The organism is Streptomyces sp. NPDC050388 (assembly GCF_040655635.1).
GTDB lineage: Bacteria > Actinomycetota > Actinomycetes > Streptomycetales > Streptomycetaceae > Streptomyces.
This window is the reverse complement of the sequence record NZ_JBFAKH010000032.1, coordinates 1-18,051: the sequence shown is the minus strand read 5'-3', so window position 1 is coordinate 18,051 and position 18,051 is coordinate 1. Positions and strand designations below refer to the sequence as shown.

Below are 18,051 nucleotides of genomic sequence, written 5' to 3'. Positions count from 1 at the left end.
CGCCGGGGAGCCGCGGCCATTTTCCCCGCCCGCCGTCGTCCCACGAGCCGCGGGAGGCGGACAGGTGTCCAGCGCAGCCGAGCAGGAGGCGGTGGCCGGGGGACGGGCCACCGGCGACGGGCGCCCGGCCGTCGCCGTGAACGGCGTGCGGGCGGCGCCACCGCCGCCGACGACCGTGCCCGTGCGGCCCGGCCCACCGACACCGCTGGGCGCCCGCTTCCGGGTCGGCCCGGACGGGGTGGCGGGGACCGACTTCGCCCTGTGGGCGGGCGGCGCGGAGGGGGTCGAGGTGTGCCTGTTCGACGAGGGCGGCGGGGAGGTCCGGGCCCGGCTCACCGAGCTGACGAACGGCGTCTGGCACGGCTTCGTACCCGGCGTCCTGCCCGGCCGGCGCTACGGCTACCGGGTGCACGGCCGCTGGGACCCGTGGACCGGCGCCCGCTGGAACCCGGCGAAGCTGCTGCTCGACCCGTACGCACGCGCGGTGGACGGCGACTACGCCACGCACGGGCTGTCGCCCGAGGTGTACGGGCACGTCCGGGACTGGCCGGAGCAGCGCGTCGCGGACACCGTGCGCGACGACCGGGACTCCGCCCCGTACGTGCCGAAGGCCGTCGTCGTCCACGAGCCCGACAACGGCACAGTCGGCACCGACGGCGCGGCGGCCGACCACCGGCCCCGCACCCCGTGGGCGGACACGGTCCTCTACGAACTGCACGTCAAGGGGTTCACCCGACGCCACCCCGGCGTCCCCGAGGAGCTGCGCGGCACCTACGCGGGGCTCGCGCACCCCGCGGCGATCGAGCACCTGGTGAAGCTGGGCGTGACGGCCGTGGAGCTGCTGCCGGTGCATCAGTTCGCGCACGAGGACCATCTGCTGCGGCGCGGGCTGCGCAACCACTGGGGGTACAACACCATCGGCTACTTCGCCCCGCACGCCGGCTACGCGGCCTCCGGGACGGCCGGGCAGCAGGTCGGCGAGTTCAAACGGATGGTGCGCGCCCTGCACGCGGCGGGCATCGAGGTCGTCCTCGACGTGGTCTACAACCACACCGCCGAGTCGAACGAGCTGGGCCCCACACTGTCCCTGAAGGGCGTCGACAACCGCGGCCACTACCGGCTCCAGGCCGACGCCCGCCGGTACGCCGACTACACCGGCTGCGGGAACACCCTGGACGCCGGCCGGCCGCACGTGCTGCGCCTGATCATGGACTCGCTGCGCTACTGGGTGACCGAGATGGGCGTCGACGGCTTCCGCTTCGACCTGGCGGCGGCGCTGGCCCGCTCCGCGCACGACGTCGACATGAACTCCCCGTTCCTCTCGGTGATCGCCCAGGACCCGGTGCTGCGCGGGGTGAAACTGATCGCCGAGCCGTGGGACGTGGGTCCCGGGGGCTACCAGGTGGGGGCGTTCCCTCCGCTGTGGTCGGAGTGGAACGACCGGTACCGCGACGCCGTGCGGGACTTCTGGCGGCCCGCGGCGGCGGACCTGAGGGAGATCGGCTACCGGCTCTCCGGTTCGAGCGACCTCTACGACTGGGGCGGGCGGCGCCCGTACGCCTCGGTCAACCACGTCACCGCGCACGACGGGTTCACGCTGCGCGACCTCGTGTCGTACGACCGCAAGCACAACGAGGCCAACGGCGAGGGCAACCGGGACGGCACCGACGACAACCGTTCCTGGAACTGCGGCACCGAGGGCGGGACCGACGACCCGGACGTCCTGGCGCTGCGGCGGCGGCAGCTGCGCAACCTGCTGGCCACGCTGCTGCTGTCGACGGGCGTGCCGATGCTGGTCGCCGGTGACGAGATGGGGCGCACCCAGCGCGGCAACAACAACGCCTACTGCCAGGACAACGAGATCGGCTGGGTGGACTGGGAGCTGCTGGCGGAGCCGGGGTGGAAGGCCCTGTTCGACCTCACGTCCCGGCTGATCGCCCTGCGCCGCCGCCATCCGGTGCTGCGCCGCCGGGCGTTCTTCTCCGGGCGGGCGCACTCCCCCGACGGCCTGCGCGACCTGGCCTGGTTCACCGCGCGGGGCACGGAGATGACCGAGGAGGACTGGTACGCGCCCGCCGCCACGCTCGGCATGTATCTCTCCGGGCGGGACATCCCGGACCACGACGAGCGCGGGGAGCCGATACGCGACGACAGCTTCCTCGTCGTGCTGCACGCCGGTGACGCACCGGTGGACGTCCTGCTGCCGGGGTCGCCGTGGGCGCGGCGCTACGAGGTGGTCCTGGACACCGGCCGGGAGGACCAGGCGGACGCGCCGGGCACGGCCCACCCGGCGGACACGACGATCACGGTGCCGGGACGGACGGTGCTGCTGCTGCGGGTGCGGTGAGGGGAGCGGCAGGCCGCGGGGAGGGGAACGGGGCGGCGCGGTCAGCCGAGGATGCCGCGGTCGTAGGCGGCCGCCACGGCCGCGGCGCGGTCCTTGGCACCCAGTTTGGCGTACAGGTGGGTGAGGTGGGTCTTCACGGTCGCCTCGCTGATGAAGAGTTCGCGGGCGATCTCACGGTTGGAGGTGCCCCGGGCGACCAGGCCGAGGACCTCGCGCTCCCGCGCGGACAGCGGTTCGCCGCCGGAGGCGCGGGGGGAGCGGACCGCGGAGACCAGACGGGAGGCCACCGCCGGGGAGAGGACCGTACGTCCCTCGGCCGCCGCCCGCACGGCCGTGAACAGTTCCTCGCGCGGCGCGTCCTTCAGCAGATAGCCGGTCGCGCCCGCCTCGATCGCGGGCAGGGTGTCGGAGTCGGTGTCGTAGGTGGTCAGGACGAGCACCTTGGCCCGTGCGCCCCGGCGGGACAGTTCCCGGATGGCGTCCACGCCCGAACCGCCCGGCATGCGCAGGTCCATGAGCACGACGTCCGGGTCCAGGGCGGCGGCCCGTTCCAGTGCCTCGACGCCGTTCGCCGCCTCGCCGAGGACGCGGAAGCCGGGCGCGGACTCGAACATGCCGCGCAGGCCGTCCCGTACGACGGGGTGGTCGTCGACGATCAGTACGGAGACGGCCGGGGGGTCCGTCGTGGCCGGGGTGTCAGTCATGGCGGACCAACGGTACGCGAGCCGACACCGCCGTCCCGTGGCCGGGCTCGGACTCCACGGTGAGGGAGCCCGCGATGCGCTCCGCGCGGGCGCGCATCCCGTCGAGGCCGAAGCCGCCGCTGCCGGTGCGGGCGGGGCGCACCCGCGGGTCGAAGCCCCGGCCGTCGTCGCGGATGTCCAGGGTGACCTCCTCGCCGATGTAGGAGAGCGTGACGCCGACCCGGGTGGCGCGGGCGTGCCGGGAGGCGTTGGACAGGGCTTCCTGGGCGATCCGCAGCAGGGTGGCGGCGACCTCCTCGTGGAGGGGCTCGGCGGTGCCGGTGACCGTGCAGTCGGCGCGGGCCCCGGTGCGTTCGCCCCATTCCGCGACCGTCTTCTCCAGGGCCTGCGGCAGTCCGTCCCGGTCGAGGGCGACCGGGGCGAGGTTGTGCACGGAGCGGCGGGCCTCGCCGAGGCTCTCGCGGGCCAGGTCGGTGGCCCGCACCACGTGGACGCGCGCCAGTTCGGGGTCGCGGGTGTTCGCGACGACCTGGAGCTGGGCGATGATGCCGGTCAGGCCCTGGGCGAGGGTGTCGTGGATCTCGGCGGCCAGCCGCCTGCGTTCGTCGGCGACCCCCGCCTCCCGTGCCTGGACGAGGAGTTGGGTGTGCAGGGCGGCGTTCTCGTCGAGGGCCTGCTGCAACGCGGCGTTGGTGCGCTCCAGTTCGGCGATGGTGGTGGCCTGCGCGCGGGTGCGGTCCTCCTCCAGTTCGCCGAAGTGGGCGAACAGGGCCACCAGCAGGACGTTGACCAGGAGGACCGCCCCGAAGAACACCCAGCCCAGTCCCCCGCGCGGCGGCAGCCCGCCGGACTGTGAGCCCGCCGTGGTCACCGCGGTGGCGAGCAGGCCCCACCGGACCAGTCGTCTCGGCAGCTGGCGCCCGACGCCGAAGTAGCCGATGGCCGCGTAGAAGGCGAACAGCGGGTTCAGCCAGGTGAGCGCGAACCCGACGGCCCAGCGGACGGCGTAGTAGCAGGCGCTCTCGGTGGACGGCCCGGGGCGTCGGCGCTCCGCGCTGCCCCAGGCCAGTTGCAGGGCGGCGGCCACGACGACCAGCACACCGCTCGCCCACCGCTCACCGCCGGTCATGCCGCCACCGTCGGCGGCCGCCACCGACAGCAGGGTGCCGGCCGCGAGCAGCACGTACGGCCCCCAGCGGTGGAACACCGCCCAGCGCTGCTCGACCGCCCCGTCCGGCACGGCACCCTTCCCGGTCACCCGCGCGGACGCCCGGGGCTTGATCCCCCACGCGGACACCCCGCCCTCAGACCGGTGCCCGCTTGTCCCCGCCCCGTCCGACATGGCTCCATTCTCGGCGTTCTCGGTGTGCTCGGTGTGCTCGGTGTGCTCTGTGTACTCGGCCACCCGCCCGGCCATCCGCTCACTCCCAGCGGAACCAGCGTGCGGCGGCGGCCGTCAGCAGCAGGGTCCAGGCCACCAGGACGGCCAGGTGGGTCCAGCCGGGCCAGGTGCCGGCGGCGGCCTGGTTCAGCGCCTCGGCGGCGGCGCCGAACGGGGTCCAGCCGACGATGTCGGCGAGCAGGTCCGGCATGGCCTGCACCGGCAGCCACACCCCCGCGCAGAACATCGCCGGGAACAGCGCGGCGGAGCCCACCGCGCCCGCGATCTTCGTCGTGCGGGACAGCGCGGAGAGCACGGCGCCCAGGGCGAGGGCGACGAGCACGGCGAGGAGCAGCGCGAGGAGATAGCCGAGGGGCTGGCGGGGCAGCCGCACGCCGAAGGCCAGCCGGCCGACGGTGAGCGAGAGCAGCGCCGAGAGCAGGGCGGCCCCGCCGTGCACCAGCATCTGCGCGCCGAGCAGGGCCGTGGCCCGTACCGGGGTGGTGGCCATCCGGCGCAGGATGCCGTGTTCGCGGTAGCCGGTGAGGGTCTGCGGCATGCCCTGCAGACCGCCGACGAGCAGGCCGAGCAGCACGGCGACCGGGACGTACGCGTCCACCGGGCGCAGTCCGCCGAAGGACGGGTCGGCCTCGCGGAAGGACGGGATGGAGCCGAGGATCGCCAGCAGGAGGGTGGGGAAGAGCAGGACCCAGAAGATCCCGCCGGGCTCACGGCGGAAGAGGCGGATCTCGCTGCGCAGGACGGCTGCGTTGAGGACAGGGGTGGGGACGGAAGCGGTCATGCCTGGACCTCCTCGGTGGCGGCGGGCTCGGGCGTGGTGTCGGTCTGCCCGGTCAGGTCCAGGAACGCGTCGTCCAGGGTGGCGTCGGTGACCCGGAGCTGGTGGGCGGTGACACGGGTGCGGGCGAGGAGGGTGATGACGGCGTTGACGGTCTCGTCCGTGCCGGACAGGGTGACGCGACCGCTTTGGTGCTCGATCGAGGCGAGGCCGGGCAGGCCGTTCAGCTCGTGTTCGTCCAGGGGCGCGGAGGGCGTGAAGCTGATGGCGGTGGCGCCCGCCGAGCGGCGGATCAGCCCGGCCGGGGTGTCCAGGGCGGCCACCCTGCCCTTGTCGATCACCGCGATCCGGTCGCAGAGGCGCTGGGCCTCCTCCATGAAGTGGGTGACGAGCAGGACGGTGACGCCGTTCGCACGGATGTCCTCGATGAGCTGCCAGGTGTCGCGGCGGGCTCGGGGGTCCAGTCCGGTGGTGAGTTCGTCGAGGACGACGATCCGGGGGTCGCCGATGAGGGCGAGCGCGATGGACAGGCGTTGCTGCTGCCCGCCGGAGAGCTTGCCGAAGCGGCTGTTCAGGTGGGGGGTCAGGCCGAGGCGTTCGGCCAGGGGCCGCCAGTCGGCGGGCCGCGGATGGAAGGCGGCGTACAGCTCCAGGGCCTCGCGGACGGTGATCTTGGCCTGGAGCCGGCTCTGCTGGAGCTGGGCGCCGAGGACCTGGGCGACCTGCCCGTGGTCGGCGACCGGGTCGAGGCCGGTGACGCGGACGCGGCCCGCGTCGGGGACGCGCAGGCCCTCGACGCATTCGACGGTGGTCGTCTTGCCGGCGCCGTTGGGGCCGAGGACGCCGAAGATCTCGCCCTCCTCGACCGTGAAGGAGACGCCGTCCACGGCGGGCCGGCCCCCGTAGGACTTGCGCAGATCGGTGACTTCTATGACGGGCATGGCACCAAGCGTCCCGGTGAGTGGGGTGCCCGTACATCGGCCGTCACGCTCGAGACGCATCGACCGATCGGCTGATGGGGTGGTACGACTCCCCCGGTCTCCCCGTACGGGCGACCGGAGCCGCAGGTCGTAGGTCCGAAGACCGAGTCCGGCCCGGTCAAAACTCGGTGGGCAGTGTCAGTTGCGTTCCGTAGGCTCACTGCTGATGGCCACGACATCCCCACCCGCGCCCCCGCCTCTCGAAACGCGCGAAGCGCCCGAAGCACCCGAAGCACCCGAAGCACGATCCACCGTCCGTACGCTGCTGCGCCTGTGGCCGTACGTACGGCCCGTGCGGGCGCGGCTGTTCACCGCCGCCTTCATCGCGATCCTCGCCTCGTGCATCGGCCTGGTCATCCCGCTGGTCCTGAAGTGGATGGTGGACGGTCCGATCGCCGACCGGGACCCGGCGGGTGTGTGGCTCGGCGCGCTGTACCTGCTGCTGCTCGGGCTCGCGGAGGCCCTGCTGTTCGGGTTCCGGCGGTGGCTGGTGGCGCGCCCGCTGTCGGGGGTCGAGGCGGGGATGCGGGCGGACCTGTACCGGCGTCTGCAGCGGCTGCCGGTGGCGTTCCACGACCGGTGGCCGTCGGGGCAGTTGTTGTCCCGGGGGACCACGGACCTGATGCTGCTGCGCATGTTCCTGGCCTTCCCGCTGACGTTCCTTCTGGTCAACGGGGTGACGATCCTTGTCGGTGTGATCATCATGCTGATCCAGGACTGGGCTCTGGGACTGGTGGTCCTGGTGCCGGCCGTGCCGGTGATGGTCATCTGCGTGGCCTTCGAGAAGCGGTACTCCAAGGCGTCCCGGCTCGCCCAGGACCAGGTCGGCGACCTGACGACGGTCGTCGAGGAGAGCGTGCTCGGCATCCGCGTCATCAAGGGGTTCGGACGGCACCGCAGCCAGGCGCGGGCGTTCCGGGAGCTGGCGAAGGAGCTGCGCGGGACGGAGCTGCACAAGGCCCGGCTGCTGGCCTCCATCATGAGCGTCATCGTGACGCTCCCTGAGCTGGCCATCGGCACGACACTGGTGCTGGGGACCATGCGGGTGGCCGACGGGGACCTGTCCGCGGGCACCCTGGTGGCGTTCCTGTCGACGGCCCTGGCGCTGCGCTGGCCCGTGGACTCGATCGGCTTCCTGCTGGCGATGAGCCAGGAGGCGGCGACCGCGACCGAGCGGTACTTCGAGGTGATGGACGCCGAGGAGGAGTCCCCGGGCCCCGACGGCGCACGGACATCGGTCACTCCCGAGGGCGGTGACGGCGGGCTGCGCTTCCACGACGTCACCTTCCGCTACCCCGACGCCCCCTCCGGCTCCCCGCCCGTCCTCGACCGTGTCGACCTGCACATCCGGCCCGGTGAGTCGATGGCCCTGGTCGGTGCGACCGGCAGCGGCAAGACCACGCTCACCGCCCTGGTCCCGCGGCTGCACGAGGCGACCTCGGGGCGGATCACCCTGAACGGCACGGACATCACCGCGCTCTCCCGCGAGGAACTGCGCAGCAGGGTCTCCGTCGCCTTCGAGGAGCCCACCCTGTTCTCGGCCGCGGTCGGGGAGAACGTGCTGATGGGCGCGGGGCCCGGGGCCGGGAAGGCCGAGCTGGAGCGGGCGCTGGGCGTGGCGCAGGCCGACTTCGTGGACGCGCTGCCCCAGGGCGCCGACACCCAGGTCGGCGAGCAGGGGCTCAGTCTCTCCGGCGGGCAGCGGCAGCGTCTCGCGCTGGCCCGCGCGGTGGTCGGGCAGCCCGAGTTCCTGGTGCTGGACGATCCGCTGTCCGCGCTCGACGTGCACACGGAGGCCGCGGTCGAGGCCGCCCTGCGCCGGGTGCTCGCCGACACCACCGCGCTGATCGTGGCGCACCGCCCGTCCACGGTGCTGTTGGCCGACCGCGTCGCCCTGCTCTCCGGCGGCCGGATCACGGCGGTCGGCACCCACCACGAACTGCTGCGCACCCACCCCGAGTACGCCCACCTCATGGCCGGCGACCCGGCGGGGGAACAGGAGAACCAGCGATGACGGCGGCCCCCACCGCGCCCGCTCGGGACGAGGACGGCAAGAACGGCGAGTCACGCCCCCCGCAGGCCGGCGACCCCTTCGACCAGGACGTACTGCCCGCTCCCCCGGGCGCCACCGGCGTCCTGCTGCGCTCCCTGCTGGCCCCGATGCGGGGCAGGGTCGCCCTCACCGCGCTCCTGCTGCTGCTCCAGCAGACGGCGGTGCAGGCGGGCCCGCTGCTGGTGGCGTACGCGATCGACCGGGGCGTGCCCGCGTTCCGGTCCGCCGACCACGGGCCGCTGATCGCGGTCGCGGTGGGCTATCTGCTGTGTGCGGCGTCGGGCGGTGTGCTGCAGTACGCGTTCATCGCCACCGCCGCCCGGGTCAGCCAGGACGTGCTGCTGGATCTGCGCGGCCGGATCTTCCGGCACGCGCAGGCGCTCAGCGTCGACTTCCACGAGCGCTACACCTCGGGCCGGCTCATCTCCCGCTCCACCACGGACGTCGAGTCGCTGCGGGAGCTGCTGGAGGAGGGCCTACAGGAGCTGGTCACGGTCGTCGTGTCCTGCGTCTACGTCTCGGTGCTGCTGCTCTGGCTGGACCTCGGGCTCGGCGCGATGGCGGCGGCGTCCTTCGTCCCGCTGTACGCACTCGTACGGTCGTACCGGCGGCGCGTCACGGAGGTGTACCGGCAGCGGTCGACGGCGATCGCCGCGGTGATCGTGAAGTTCGTCGAGACGATGAACGGCATCCGCCCGGTGCGCGCCTTCCGCCGCGAGGCCGCCAACGACGCCGACTTCCGCGCACTGAACCGGCGGCACGAGCGGACCAACGGGGACGCCCTGCTGGAGATGGCCCGCTATGTCGTCGGTTCCCGGGTGGTCGCCAACACGACGGTCGCGCTGATCGTGCTGTGGGGTGCCTACCGGGTCGCGGACGGGACGCTCGCGCTCGGTGTGCTGGCGGCGGCGGTGCTGTACCTGCGGCGGCTGTACGACCCGATCGACCGGCTGGGCATGTTCCTCAACGCGTACCAGTCGGCGGCCGCCTCGCTGGAGAAGATCGCCGGACTCCTGGCGCAGGTCCCGTCCGTGCCGGAGCCCGCGGACCCCCAGGGGCTTCCGGAGGCGCCGTCGCGGCACCCGGGGCGCGAGGTCGTCTTCGACTCGGTCCGTTTCGCGTACCGCACCGGCGGCGAGGTGCTGCCACGCTTCGACCTCACCCTCCCGGCCGGGCAGACCGTCGCCGTCGTCGGCTCGACCGGCGCGGGCAAGTCGACGCTGGCCAAACTGCTCGCCCGCTTCTACGACCCCACCGACGGCCGGGTCCTGCTGGACGGCGTCGACCTGCGCGACCTCGCGGGACCCGAACTGCGTCGCGGAGTGGTCATGGTGACGCAGGAGGCGTTCCTGTTCTCCGGCACGGTCGCCGAGAACATCGCCATCGGCCGCCCGGACGCCACCCGTGCGGAGATCGAGCGGGCCGCGAAGGAGATCGGCGCGCACGACTTCATCGCCGCCCTGCCCGACGGCTACGACACCGACGTGCGCAAGCGCGGCGGCCGCATCTCGGCCGGCCAGCGCCAACTCGTCGCCTTCGCCCGGGCCCTGCTCGCCGACCCGGCCGTACTGATCCTGGACGAGGCGACCAGCTCCCTGGACATCCCCGGCGAGCGGGCGGTGCAGCGGGCGATGGCGACGGTCCTGCGGGGGCGTACGGCGGTGGTGATCGCCCACCGCCTGTCCACCGTGGAGATCGCGGACCGCGTCCTGGTGATGGAACACGGCCGCATCGTGGAGGACGGCGCCCCGGCCGAACTCATCGCGGGCACCGGCCGCTTCGCGGACCTCCACCGCGCCTGGCGGGACAGCCTGGCGTAACGGGAGCGCAGACGCACGTGAAGTAAGCGCAGACGCACGTGAAGTAGACGTACGTGAAGAAGCGGGCAGGCGCGGGACCGCTGCCGTCGCCGGCCGCACCGGCGCCACACCGGCGAAACGCTCCGTTTATCGAACCCGAACTCTCGGACAACGGACTGTTTCCGGCCAATGTTATGACGCGCTCCTGACAAGGAGTGCGGTCTCCTGCGACTCTTCCCACGGCCACCGCGCGACAACCCCACAGCGCCACCGAACCGTCGTGCCCCGGCCATCGCTCCAGCACAGCAGCACGTGGTACCGCGTACCGCCCTGTTCTGCCCGGCCGGCTCACCAGTCGGCCGGTCTCCCCTGGCCGCACAACCCGCGGCCGCGCAGAAGGAGTCAGTGTTGAGAAGCAGGTCCTCCCACGGACGCACCCCCCACACCGCCCGCCGCCGCACCGCCGCCCTCGCCCTCGCCGGGGTCGCCGCCCTGGTCGCCACGGCCGTGCAGTCCGGCAGCGCCACCGCCGCCCCGGACGACACCCCCTCGGCCGCGAGCCGGGCGAACCCGGGCGCCGAGTCGGTCCGGCTCACCCCCGCCCAGCGCGCCGAGCTGATCCGCGAGGCGAACGCCACCAAGGCGGACACCGCCGCGGACCTCGGCCTGGGCGCGAAGGAGCAGCTCGTCGTCCGTGACGTCCTCAAGGACCGCGACGGCACCGTCCACGTCCGCTACGAGCGCACCTACGACGGCCTGCCCGTCCTCGGCGGCGACCTGGTCGTCCAGGGCGAACGGGCCGGCACGGCCGAGTCCGTGGTCAAGGCCACCCGGGCCTCGGTGAAGCCCGCCACCACCAAGGCCGCGGTGCCCGCCGCCAAGGCGGAGCAGCAGGCCCTCGGCGCCGCGAAGGCCGAGAACGCCAAGAGCCCCGGCGTCGAGGGCGCCCCGCGCAAGGTCGTCTGGGCCGCGGACGGTACCCCGACCCTCGCGTACGAGACCGTCGTCGGCGGGCTCCAGCACGACGGCACCCCGCAGGAACTGCACGTCGTCACCGACGCCACCACGGGCGAGAAGCTGTACGAGTGGCAGGCAGTCCAGAACGGAACCGGCCACACCGTCTACAGCGGCACCGTCGACCTGACCACCACCCGGTCCGGATCGTCGTACAACCTCACCGACGGGGCGCGCGGCAACCACAGGACGTACAACCTGAACCGCGGCACCTCCGGCACCGGCACGCTGTTCTCCGGCTCCGACGACGTCTGGGGCAACGGCAGCCCGTCCAACGCGGAGTCGGCCGCCGCTGACGCCCACTACGGGGCCGCGCTGACCTGGGACTACTACAAGAACGTGCACGGCCGCAACGGCATCCGCGGAAACGGCACGGGCGCCTACTCCCGGGTCCACTACGGCAACAACTACGTCAACGCCTTCTGGTCGGACAGCTGCTTCTGCATGACCTACGGCGACGGATCGGGCAACGCCAACCCGCTGACCTCGATCGACGTGGCGGCCCACGAGATGACCCACGGCCTCACCTCGAACACCGCCGGCCTGCGCTACAGCGGGGAGTCCGGCGGCCTCAACGAGGCGACCAGCGACATCTTCGGCGCGACGGTGGAGTTCTACGCCGGCAACTCCTCGGACGTCGGTGACTACCTCATAGGCGAGGAGATCAACATCCGCGGCGACGGCACCCCGCTGCGCTACATGGACAGGCCGAGCAAGGACGGCTCGTCCAAGGACTCCTGGTACTCCGGGCTCGGCTCGATCGACGTGCACTACTCCTCGGGTCCCGCGAACCACTTCTTCTACCTGCTGAGCGAGGGCAGCGGAGCCAAGACCATCAACGGCGTCAGCTACAACTCGCCCACCTCGGACGGGCTGCCGGTCACCGGCATCGGCCGTGCCAAGGCGGAGAAGATCTGGTTCCGCGCGCTGACCACCAAGTTCACCTCGACCACCAACTACGCCGGCGCCCGCACCGGCACCCTGGCGGCGACCGGTGAGCTGTACGGCACGAACAGCGCCGAGTACAAGGCGGTGCAGAACGCCTGGGCCGCCGTCAACGTCGGTGCCCGCGCCGGCGGCTGAGGACGCGGGGCCGGGCGGCCGGCAGGCCGCGGGCCCGCCGTGCGCGGCACGGGGGCGCCCGCACCGGAGTCGAATCTTCCGGTGCGGGCGCCCCCGTGCCACCGGGTGTGCGGGGCCGTCCTACCCTTGGGTCCCATGTCTTCGGCGGACTTCACCTACGACCACGTCGGCGCGACCCGTGAACCGGGTTTCTGCCCTCCCGGGTTCCACCCCCTGCACGTGCGCACCCGCCTCGGCGAGGGCGAGGCGGTCTTCCGCCAGGGCGCGGAGGCGGTGCTCACCTGGGAGCTGCACCGGGCCCTGGGCGTCGGCATCGACACCACCGCCGACCGCGCTGCGCCCGGTGTCGACGTCACCGTCACGCTCGCCGGGGTGGTCAGGGCGCCGTGCCGGGTGGTCTGGACGCTGGAGGAACCCCGCAGGGCCGGCTGGGCGTACGGCACCCTGCCCGGTCACCCGGAGTGCGGCGAGGAGGCCTTCGTCGTGCACCGCACCGGTGACGGAACGGTGTGGCTGACCGTCTCCGCGTTCAGCAAGGCGGCCCGCTGGTACGCCCGGGCGGCCGGCCCGGCGGTCCGCGGAATGCAGCACGCCTACGCCCGCCGCTGCGGCACGGTGCTGCGGCGCCTGGCCACGAAGGGCCTCGAGGAGTTCTGAGGCCCTTCGCCTCACCCGACGTCCGTCCGCCGGGCCGGCGGCCTACCGCATCAGCAGCCCCGCCGCCCCCAGGACGTCCTCCGAGGGGGCCGCGACCAGACCCATCTCCGTGCCGTACGCCAGCAGCGGATGGCTGGGCAGGACACGGACCGTGTAGCCGAAGGGCCCGGTGCGGTCCAGGCAGAGCGGACCCTCGTACACCCAGCGGCCCTCCAGGTCGGCGGCCCCCACCGGTTTCAGCGGGACGGGCGTCGCGCCGGTGATGCGGTCCTCCTCGTCCACCCGCCCGGAGACCGCCTGGACCTCGACGTCGTCCGGATCGAGGTCGCCGAGACCGACGCGCACCCGCAGCGCGAGGGTGGTGCCGAGTTCCGCGGTGGCCGTCGTCGTCCCGGACGTCTCGACGTGGTCGACGCTCACGCCGTGCCAGGCGGCGCGCACCCGGGTCTTCCACCGGGCGAGGTCGCGCGCACGGTCGGGTCCCATCGCCCGGTGGGCGCGCGCGGCGGGCGCGTACAGGCGCTCGACGTACTCGCGGACCATGCGGCCGGCCAGCACCTTCGGGCCGAGCAGGCTCAGGGTGTGCCGGACCATCTCCAGCCACCGGTCGGGCAACCCGCTCTCACCGCGCTCGTAGAAGCGCGGCGTGATCCGCTGCTCCAGCAGGTCGTACAGTGCGGCGGCCTCCAGGGCGTCGCGCCGGTCCGGGTCGTCCCCCGCTGCCGAAAGCGTGGGGGCGCCCCCACCCGACCCGTCCGCGGTGGGGATGGCCCAGCCGAAGTCGGGCTGGAACCACTCGTCCCACCAGCCGTCCAGCACCGAGAGGTTGAGGCAGCCGTTGAGGGCGGCCTTCATGCCGCTGGTCCCGCACGCCTCCAGCGGCCGCAGCGGGTTGTTCAGCCAGATGTCGCAGCCGGGGTAGAGCTTCTGCGCCATCGCCATGCCGTAGTCGGGCAGGAAGACGATCCGGTGCCGCACCCGCGGGTCGTCGGCGAACCGGACCAGCTCCTGGATGAGCCGCTTGCCGCTCTCGTCCGCCGGGTGCGCCTTGCCCGCGACCACGATCTGCACCGGCCGCTCGGGGTGCAGCAGCAGGTTCGTCAGCCGGTCCCGGTCCTGCAGCATCAGCGTCAGCCGCTTGTACGAGGGGACCCGCCGGGCGAAGCCGATGGTCAGCACGTCCGGGTCGAGCACCCGGTCGATCCAGCCGAGCTCCGCCGTCCCCGCGCCGCGCTGCCGCCACGAGGCGCGCAGCCGCTCCCGCACCTCCGTCACCAGCAGCGAGCGCAGGGACCGGCGCAGCTCCCAGATGTCCTCGTCGGGGATGTCGCCGACGGAGTTCCAGCGGTCCGAGCGGTCCGAGCCGCCGACGGTCAGCGCCTCCTCGGCTCGCTCGGCGCCGATCTGCCGGGCACCGAGCCGGAGCACCTCGGGGGCGACCCAGGTCGGCGCGTGCACCCCGTTGGTCACGGAGGTGATGGGCACCTCCTCGGGATCGAATCCGGGCCAGAGCCCGGCGAACATCTCGCGGCTGACCCTGCCGTGCAGCAGGGAGACGCCGTTGGCGCGCTGGGCCAGACGCAGGCCCATGAGGGCCATGTTGAAGAGGTTGTGCTCGCCGCCGGGGTACGTCTCCATGCCGAGCCGGAGGACGCGGTCGACCTCGATGCCCGGCAGTTCGGCGTCGGGGCCGAAGTGGCGGGCGACCAGCTCACGGTCGAAACGGTCGATGCCGGCCGGTACGGGGGTGTGCGTGGTGAACACGGTCCCCGCCCGGACCGTCTCCAACGCGGGACCGAACTCCAGTCCTTCGGCGCGCAGTTCGGCGATGCGCTCCAGGCCGAGGAAACCGGCGTGGCCCTCGTTGGTGTGGAACACCTCGGGCGGTGCGTGCCCGGTCAGCCTGCAGTACGCGCGCACCGCCCTGACCCCTCCTATGCCGAGCAGCATCTCCTGGAGCAGGCGGTGCTCGCTGCCGCCGCCGTAGAGCCGGTCGGTGACGCCGCGTTCGCCGAGGTCGTTCTCCTCGACGTCGGAGTCCAGCAGGAGCAGCGGGACCCTGCCCACCTGGGCCAGCCAGATCCGGGCGCGCAGCGAGCGGCCGCCGGGCAGCGCGAGGATCACCAGGGCGGGGGTGCCGTCGGGTTCCTTGAGCTGGGCGAGGGGCAGCTCGTGGGGGTCGAGGACGGGGTAGTGCTCCTGCTGCCAGCCGTCCCGGGACAGCGACTGGCGGAAGTAGCCGTGCCGGTAGAGCAGACCGACGCCGATCAGCGGGACGCCGAGGTCGCTGGCGGCCTTGAGGTGGTCGCCGGCGAGGATGCCGAGCCCGCCGGAGTACTGCGGAAGGGCGGCCGTGATGCCGAACTCCGGGGAGAAGTAGGCGATGGCTGCGGGCAGTCGGTCACCCTGCGACCGGGAGCCGGACTGGTCCTGGTACCAGCGGTCGCCGGTCATGTACGTGTGCAGGTCGTCCGCGACGGCGTCGAGACGGTCCAGGAACGGGCGGTCCCCGGCCAGTTCCACGAGCCGGCCCGGCGGCACACTGCCCAGCAGCCGTACGGGGTCCCGGCCGCAGGCGGCCCAGCGTTCGGGGTCGACGGAGCGGAACAGGTCGCCGGTCGGCGTGTGCCAGGACCAGCGCAGGTTCCGGGCCAGTTCACTGAGGGGCCGGAGGGGGTCGGGGAGAACGGGTCGGACGGTGAATCGACGGATCGCCTTCAAGTTCCACCTCGGCGCGAGTCGCGGTGCGGAAGGACGGCTGTGTGCGTCCGGTCGTCGCGCACGACAGTACCGGCGGGGACGCCCTCCACGCTGGAAGCCGGGCGATCCGGCCCCGCCGTACCCCGGCCCGAACGATTCGCCTCATGACGGATATGGCCGATTCCCCACCCGCAGGCGTCCTTGTGGCACTTCGTTCCGCACGAGACGCTGCCACGGTGGCGTACGGCGTCGCGGGCCGGGTGCGCCCGGCCCGCGACGCCGTACGCCGATTCGCCGTTCGCGGAGTCAAGGAGGGGAACTCGGACCATGGCACGGACGCGAACGCGGCGTCTGCGCCGGGCGGGGGTCATGGCGGCGGTCCTGTGTACCGCGACGGTCTCGGCCGCGACCCTGCCCGCGCACGCCGCGCCTGAGGGGCGGATATCCGGCGCCGGGGCACCCGGCTCCGTGACCGGCAGCTACCTGGTGACACTGGAGAAGGGGACCGCGGCACGCTCGGCCGTCGGCAGGGATCTCGTGCAGCGCCACGGGGCGAGAATCAGCCATACCTACGGCACCGTGCTCAACGGCTACGCCATCCGGGCCGACGCGAGAGAGGCCGCGCGGCTCGCGGCCGACCCCCGGGTCGCCTCGGTCACCCAGGACACCCGGGTGACGCCGGCCTGGACGCCGGGTACGCCGAAGGAACCGCAGAAACCGCAGGAACCGCAGGAACCGCAGAAGACACCGAACAACACGCAGCAGCACCCGCCGTCCTGGGGACTGGACCGCGTGGACCAGCGGGACCTGCCGATGGACGAGCGGTACACCACGCCGGCCACGGCGGGCGCGGGGGTGACGGTCTACGTCATCGACACCGGCGTACGAATATCGCACCACGACTTCGGCGGCCGGGCCCGGCACGGCTGGGACTTCGTCCAGAACGACCGGACCGCCCAGGACGGCAACGGCCACGGCACCCATGTGGCCGGCATCATCGCGGGGAAGACCCACGGCGTCGCGAAGCGGGCCAGGATCGTCTCCGTCCGCGTGCTCGACGACAACGGCTCGGGCACCACGGCCCAGGTGATCGCGGGCATCGACTGGGTGACCCGGAACGCGGTCAGGCCCGCGGTCGCCAATCTCAGCCTCGGCGGCTTCCACAACGCCCAACTGAACGACGCCGTAAGGAAGTCCATCGCGTCCGGCGTCAGCTACACGGTCGCCGCGGGAAACGAGGGAACAGCGGCGGCCCTGTACTCACCCGCGGGTGTGAAGCAGGCGATCACGGTGGGCGCGACCGACCGGCAGGACAAGAAACCGGCCTTTTCCAACCACGGATCCGCCCTCGATCTGTTCGCCCCGGGGGTGTCCATCACCTCGGCGTCGGCGGTGAGCGACACCGGGCAAGTCACCGCCTCGGGTACGTCGATGGCGTCCCCGCACGCGGCGGGCGCGGCGGCGCTGTACCTCGCCGAGCATCGGCGGGTCACCCCGGCGCAGGTGGCGAACGCACTGGTCAGGGAGGCGACTGGCGGGAAGGTGAGCGACCGCGGGCTCGGCTCGCCGAACCGGCTGCTCCGGACGCCGACTCGGTAGTGCGTACCTGTCGGACCCTCGCGCCACGACCACCCGGGCACCGGCGGGGAGGCGGGCGAGGGCCCGGGAGCGGGCCTCCCGAGGACCGGCTCCGTCCCGCGCGGACGGGGCCGGTTCTTGTATGTCGACATACGCGCGGGTAGTTAACAAAGCGCCGGATTGCCCACCCGAACAGTGTGGGAAGGCTCCTGCGGTACACCCCTCAGGAACCCCACGCAGCATCAAGCAGGACCCACCTCCCCACAGTCATCCGCCCACCCACGTTGACGCGGACAGGAGCGGTCATGCCCGCCACGCATCATTCGTCGTCGGCCCCTCCGACACCTTCTCCGAAGCCCGCTGCCGGAACGCCCCCACCGGCCGCGGCGAACTCGACCTCCCTGGGGCGCATCCCCGTCCTCGACGTCCGGCCGATGGTCCGTCAGGGACGCCTGCCGGCGAAGGCCGTCGTCGGTGAGACGTTCGAGGTGACGGCCACCGTGTTCCGTGAGGGGCACGAGGCGGTGGCCGCCAACGTCGTCCTGAAGGACCCCGAGGGCCGACCCGGGCCGTTCATCCCGATGCGGGAGCTGGCGCCGGGCACGGACCGGTGGGGGGCGACCGTCCGCGCCGACGCGACGGGGCGTTGGACGTACACCGTGGAGGCGTGGGGCGACCCCATCACGACCTGGCGCCGCCACGCGCGGATCAAGATCCCGGCGGGTACGGACACGGAGCTGGTGCTGGAGGAGGGCGCCCTGCTCCACGAACGGGCGGCGGCCGAAGCACCGGAGCCGGACCAACGGGGCGTCCTCCTCGACGCGGCGGACGCGCTGCGCGACGAACGGCGGCCGACGGCTTCCCGGTTGGCGGCGGCGTTGACGCCGGAGGTGGACGCGGTCCTGGCCCGCCACCCGCTGCGGGAACTGGTCACCCCCGGCGACCCGATGCCCCTG

At 73.1% G+C, this 18,051-nt stretch carries 12 protein-coding genes; 7 read left to right on the top strand and 5 right to left on the bottom strand.

All coding sequences use genetic code 11. From position 1 onward, the window contains the following. Nucleotides 1-64 precede the first annotated feature (64 nt). Nucleotides 65-2,347: a glycogen debranching protein GlgX gene (gene glgX, locus AB0I73_RS19880; RefSeq protein WP_363039063.1), complete on the top strand. Its 2,283-nt coding sequence runs from the start codon at nt 65-67 to the stop codon at nt 2,345-2,347. A gap of 41 nt (nt 2,348-2,388) precedes the next feature. On the opposite strand, the gene AB0I73_RS19875 is transcribed toward glgX, so the two are convergent. From AB0I73_RS19875 to AB0I73_RS19860, 4 genes are read right to left on the bottom strand one after another with little or no spacing between them, the layout of a single operon-like run. Next, complete coding sequence (locus AB0I73_RS19875; protein ID WP_363039061.1) at nt 2,389-3,051, bottom strand: response regulator transcription factor; 663 nt, start codon at nt 3,049-3,051, stop codon at nt 2,389-2,391. Beyond that, nucleotides 3,044-4,456: a sensor histidine kinase gene (locus AB0I73_RS19870; RefSeq protein ID WP_363039059.1), complete on the bottom strand. Its 1,413-nt coding sequence runs from the start codon at nt 4,454-4,456 to the stop codon at nt 3,044-3,046. The genes AB0I73_RS19875 and AB0I73_RS19870 overlap by 8 nt, the downstream gene beginning before the upstream one ends. 16 nt (nt 4,457-4,472) lie before the next feature. Further along, nucleotides 4,473-5,234: an ABC transporter permease gene (locus tag AB0I73_RS19865; protein WP_363039057.1), complete on the bottom strand. Its 762-nt coding sequence runs from the start codon at nt 5,232-5,234 to the stop codon at nt 4,473-4,475. Beyond that, nucleotides 5,231-6,172 (bottom strand): ABC transporter ATP-binding protein, encoded by a 942-nt coding sequence (locus AB0I73_RS19860; protein WP_363039055.1) that lies wholly within the window; start codon nt 6,170-6,172, stop codon nt 5,231-5,233. The genes AB0I73_RS19865 and AB0I73_RS19860 overlap by 4 nt, the downstream gene beginning before the upstream one ends. A gap of 205 nt (nt 6,173-6,377) precedes the next feature. On the opposite strand from AB0I73_RS19860, the gene AB0I73_RS19855 reads away from it, so the two are divergent. The 4 genes from AB0I73_RS19855 (at nt 6,378) to AB0I73_RS19840 (ending at nt 12,817) form a co-directional block, all read left to right on the top strand. Next, complete coding sequence (locus tag AB0I73_RS19855; RefSeq protein WP_363039053.1) at nt 6,378-8,225, top strand: ABC transporter ATP-binding protein; 1,848 nt, start codon at nt 6,378-6,380, stop codon at nt 8,223-8,225. After that, nucleotides 8,222-10,084 (top strand): ABC transporter ATP-binding protein, encoded by a 1,863-nt coding sequence (locus tag AB0I73_RS19850; RefSeq protein ID WP_363039052.1) that lies wholly within the window; start codon nt 8,222-8,224, stop codon nt 10,082-10,084. The genes AB0I73_RS19855 and AB0I73_RS19850 overlap by 4 nt, the downstream gene beginning before the upstream one ends. A 387-nt stretch (nt 10,085-10,471) precedes the next feature. Further along, nucleotides 10,472-12,160 carry a M4 family metallopeptidase gene (locus AB0I73_RS19845; RefSeq protein ID WP_363039050.1) on the top strand — a complete coding sequence of 563 codons (1,689 nt, stop codon included), beginning with the start codon at nt 10,472-10,474 and terminating at the stop codon, nt 12,158-12,160. 135 nt (nt 12,161-12,295) lie between these two features. Next, nucleotides 12,296-12,817, top strand: a complete 522-nt coding sequence (locus AB0I73_RS19840; protein WP_109381237.1) for a DUF1990 domain-containing protein — start codon at nt 12,296-12,298, stop codon at nt 12,815-12,817. Between the two features lie 42 nt (nt 12,818-12,859). On the opposite strand, the gene AB0I73_RS19835 is transcribed toward AB0I73_RS19840, so the two are convergent. After that, nucleotides 12,860-15,538, bottom strand: a complete 2,679-nt coding sequence (locus AB0I73_RS19835; RefSeq protein WP_363039047.1) for a glycosyltransferase family 1 protein — start codon at nt 15,536-15,538, stop codon at nt 12,860-12,862. 306 nt (nt 15,539-15,844) lie between these two features. On the opposite strand from AB0I73_RS19835, the gene AB0I73_RS19830 reads away from it, so the two are divergent. After that, nucleotides 15,845-17,116: a S8 family peptidase gene (locus AB0I73_RS19830; protein WP_363039045.1), complete on the top strand. Its 1,272-nt coding sequence runs from the start codon at nt 15,845-15,847 to the stop codon at nt 17,114-17,116. Between the two features lie 284 nt (nt 17,117-17,400). Further along, nucleotides 17,401-18,051: maltotransferase domain-containing protein (locus tag AB0I73_RS19825; protein ID WP_363039043.1), on the top strand; the 651-nt coding region annotated here is incomplete at its 3' end.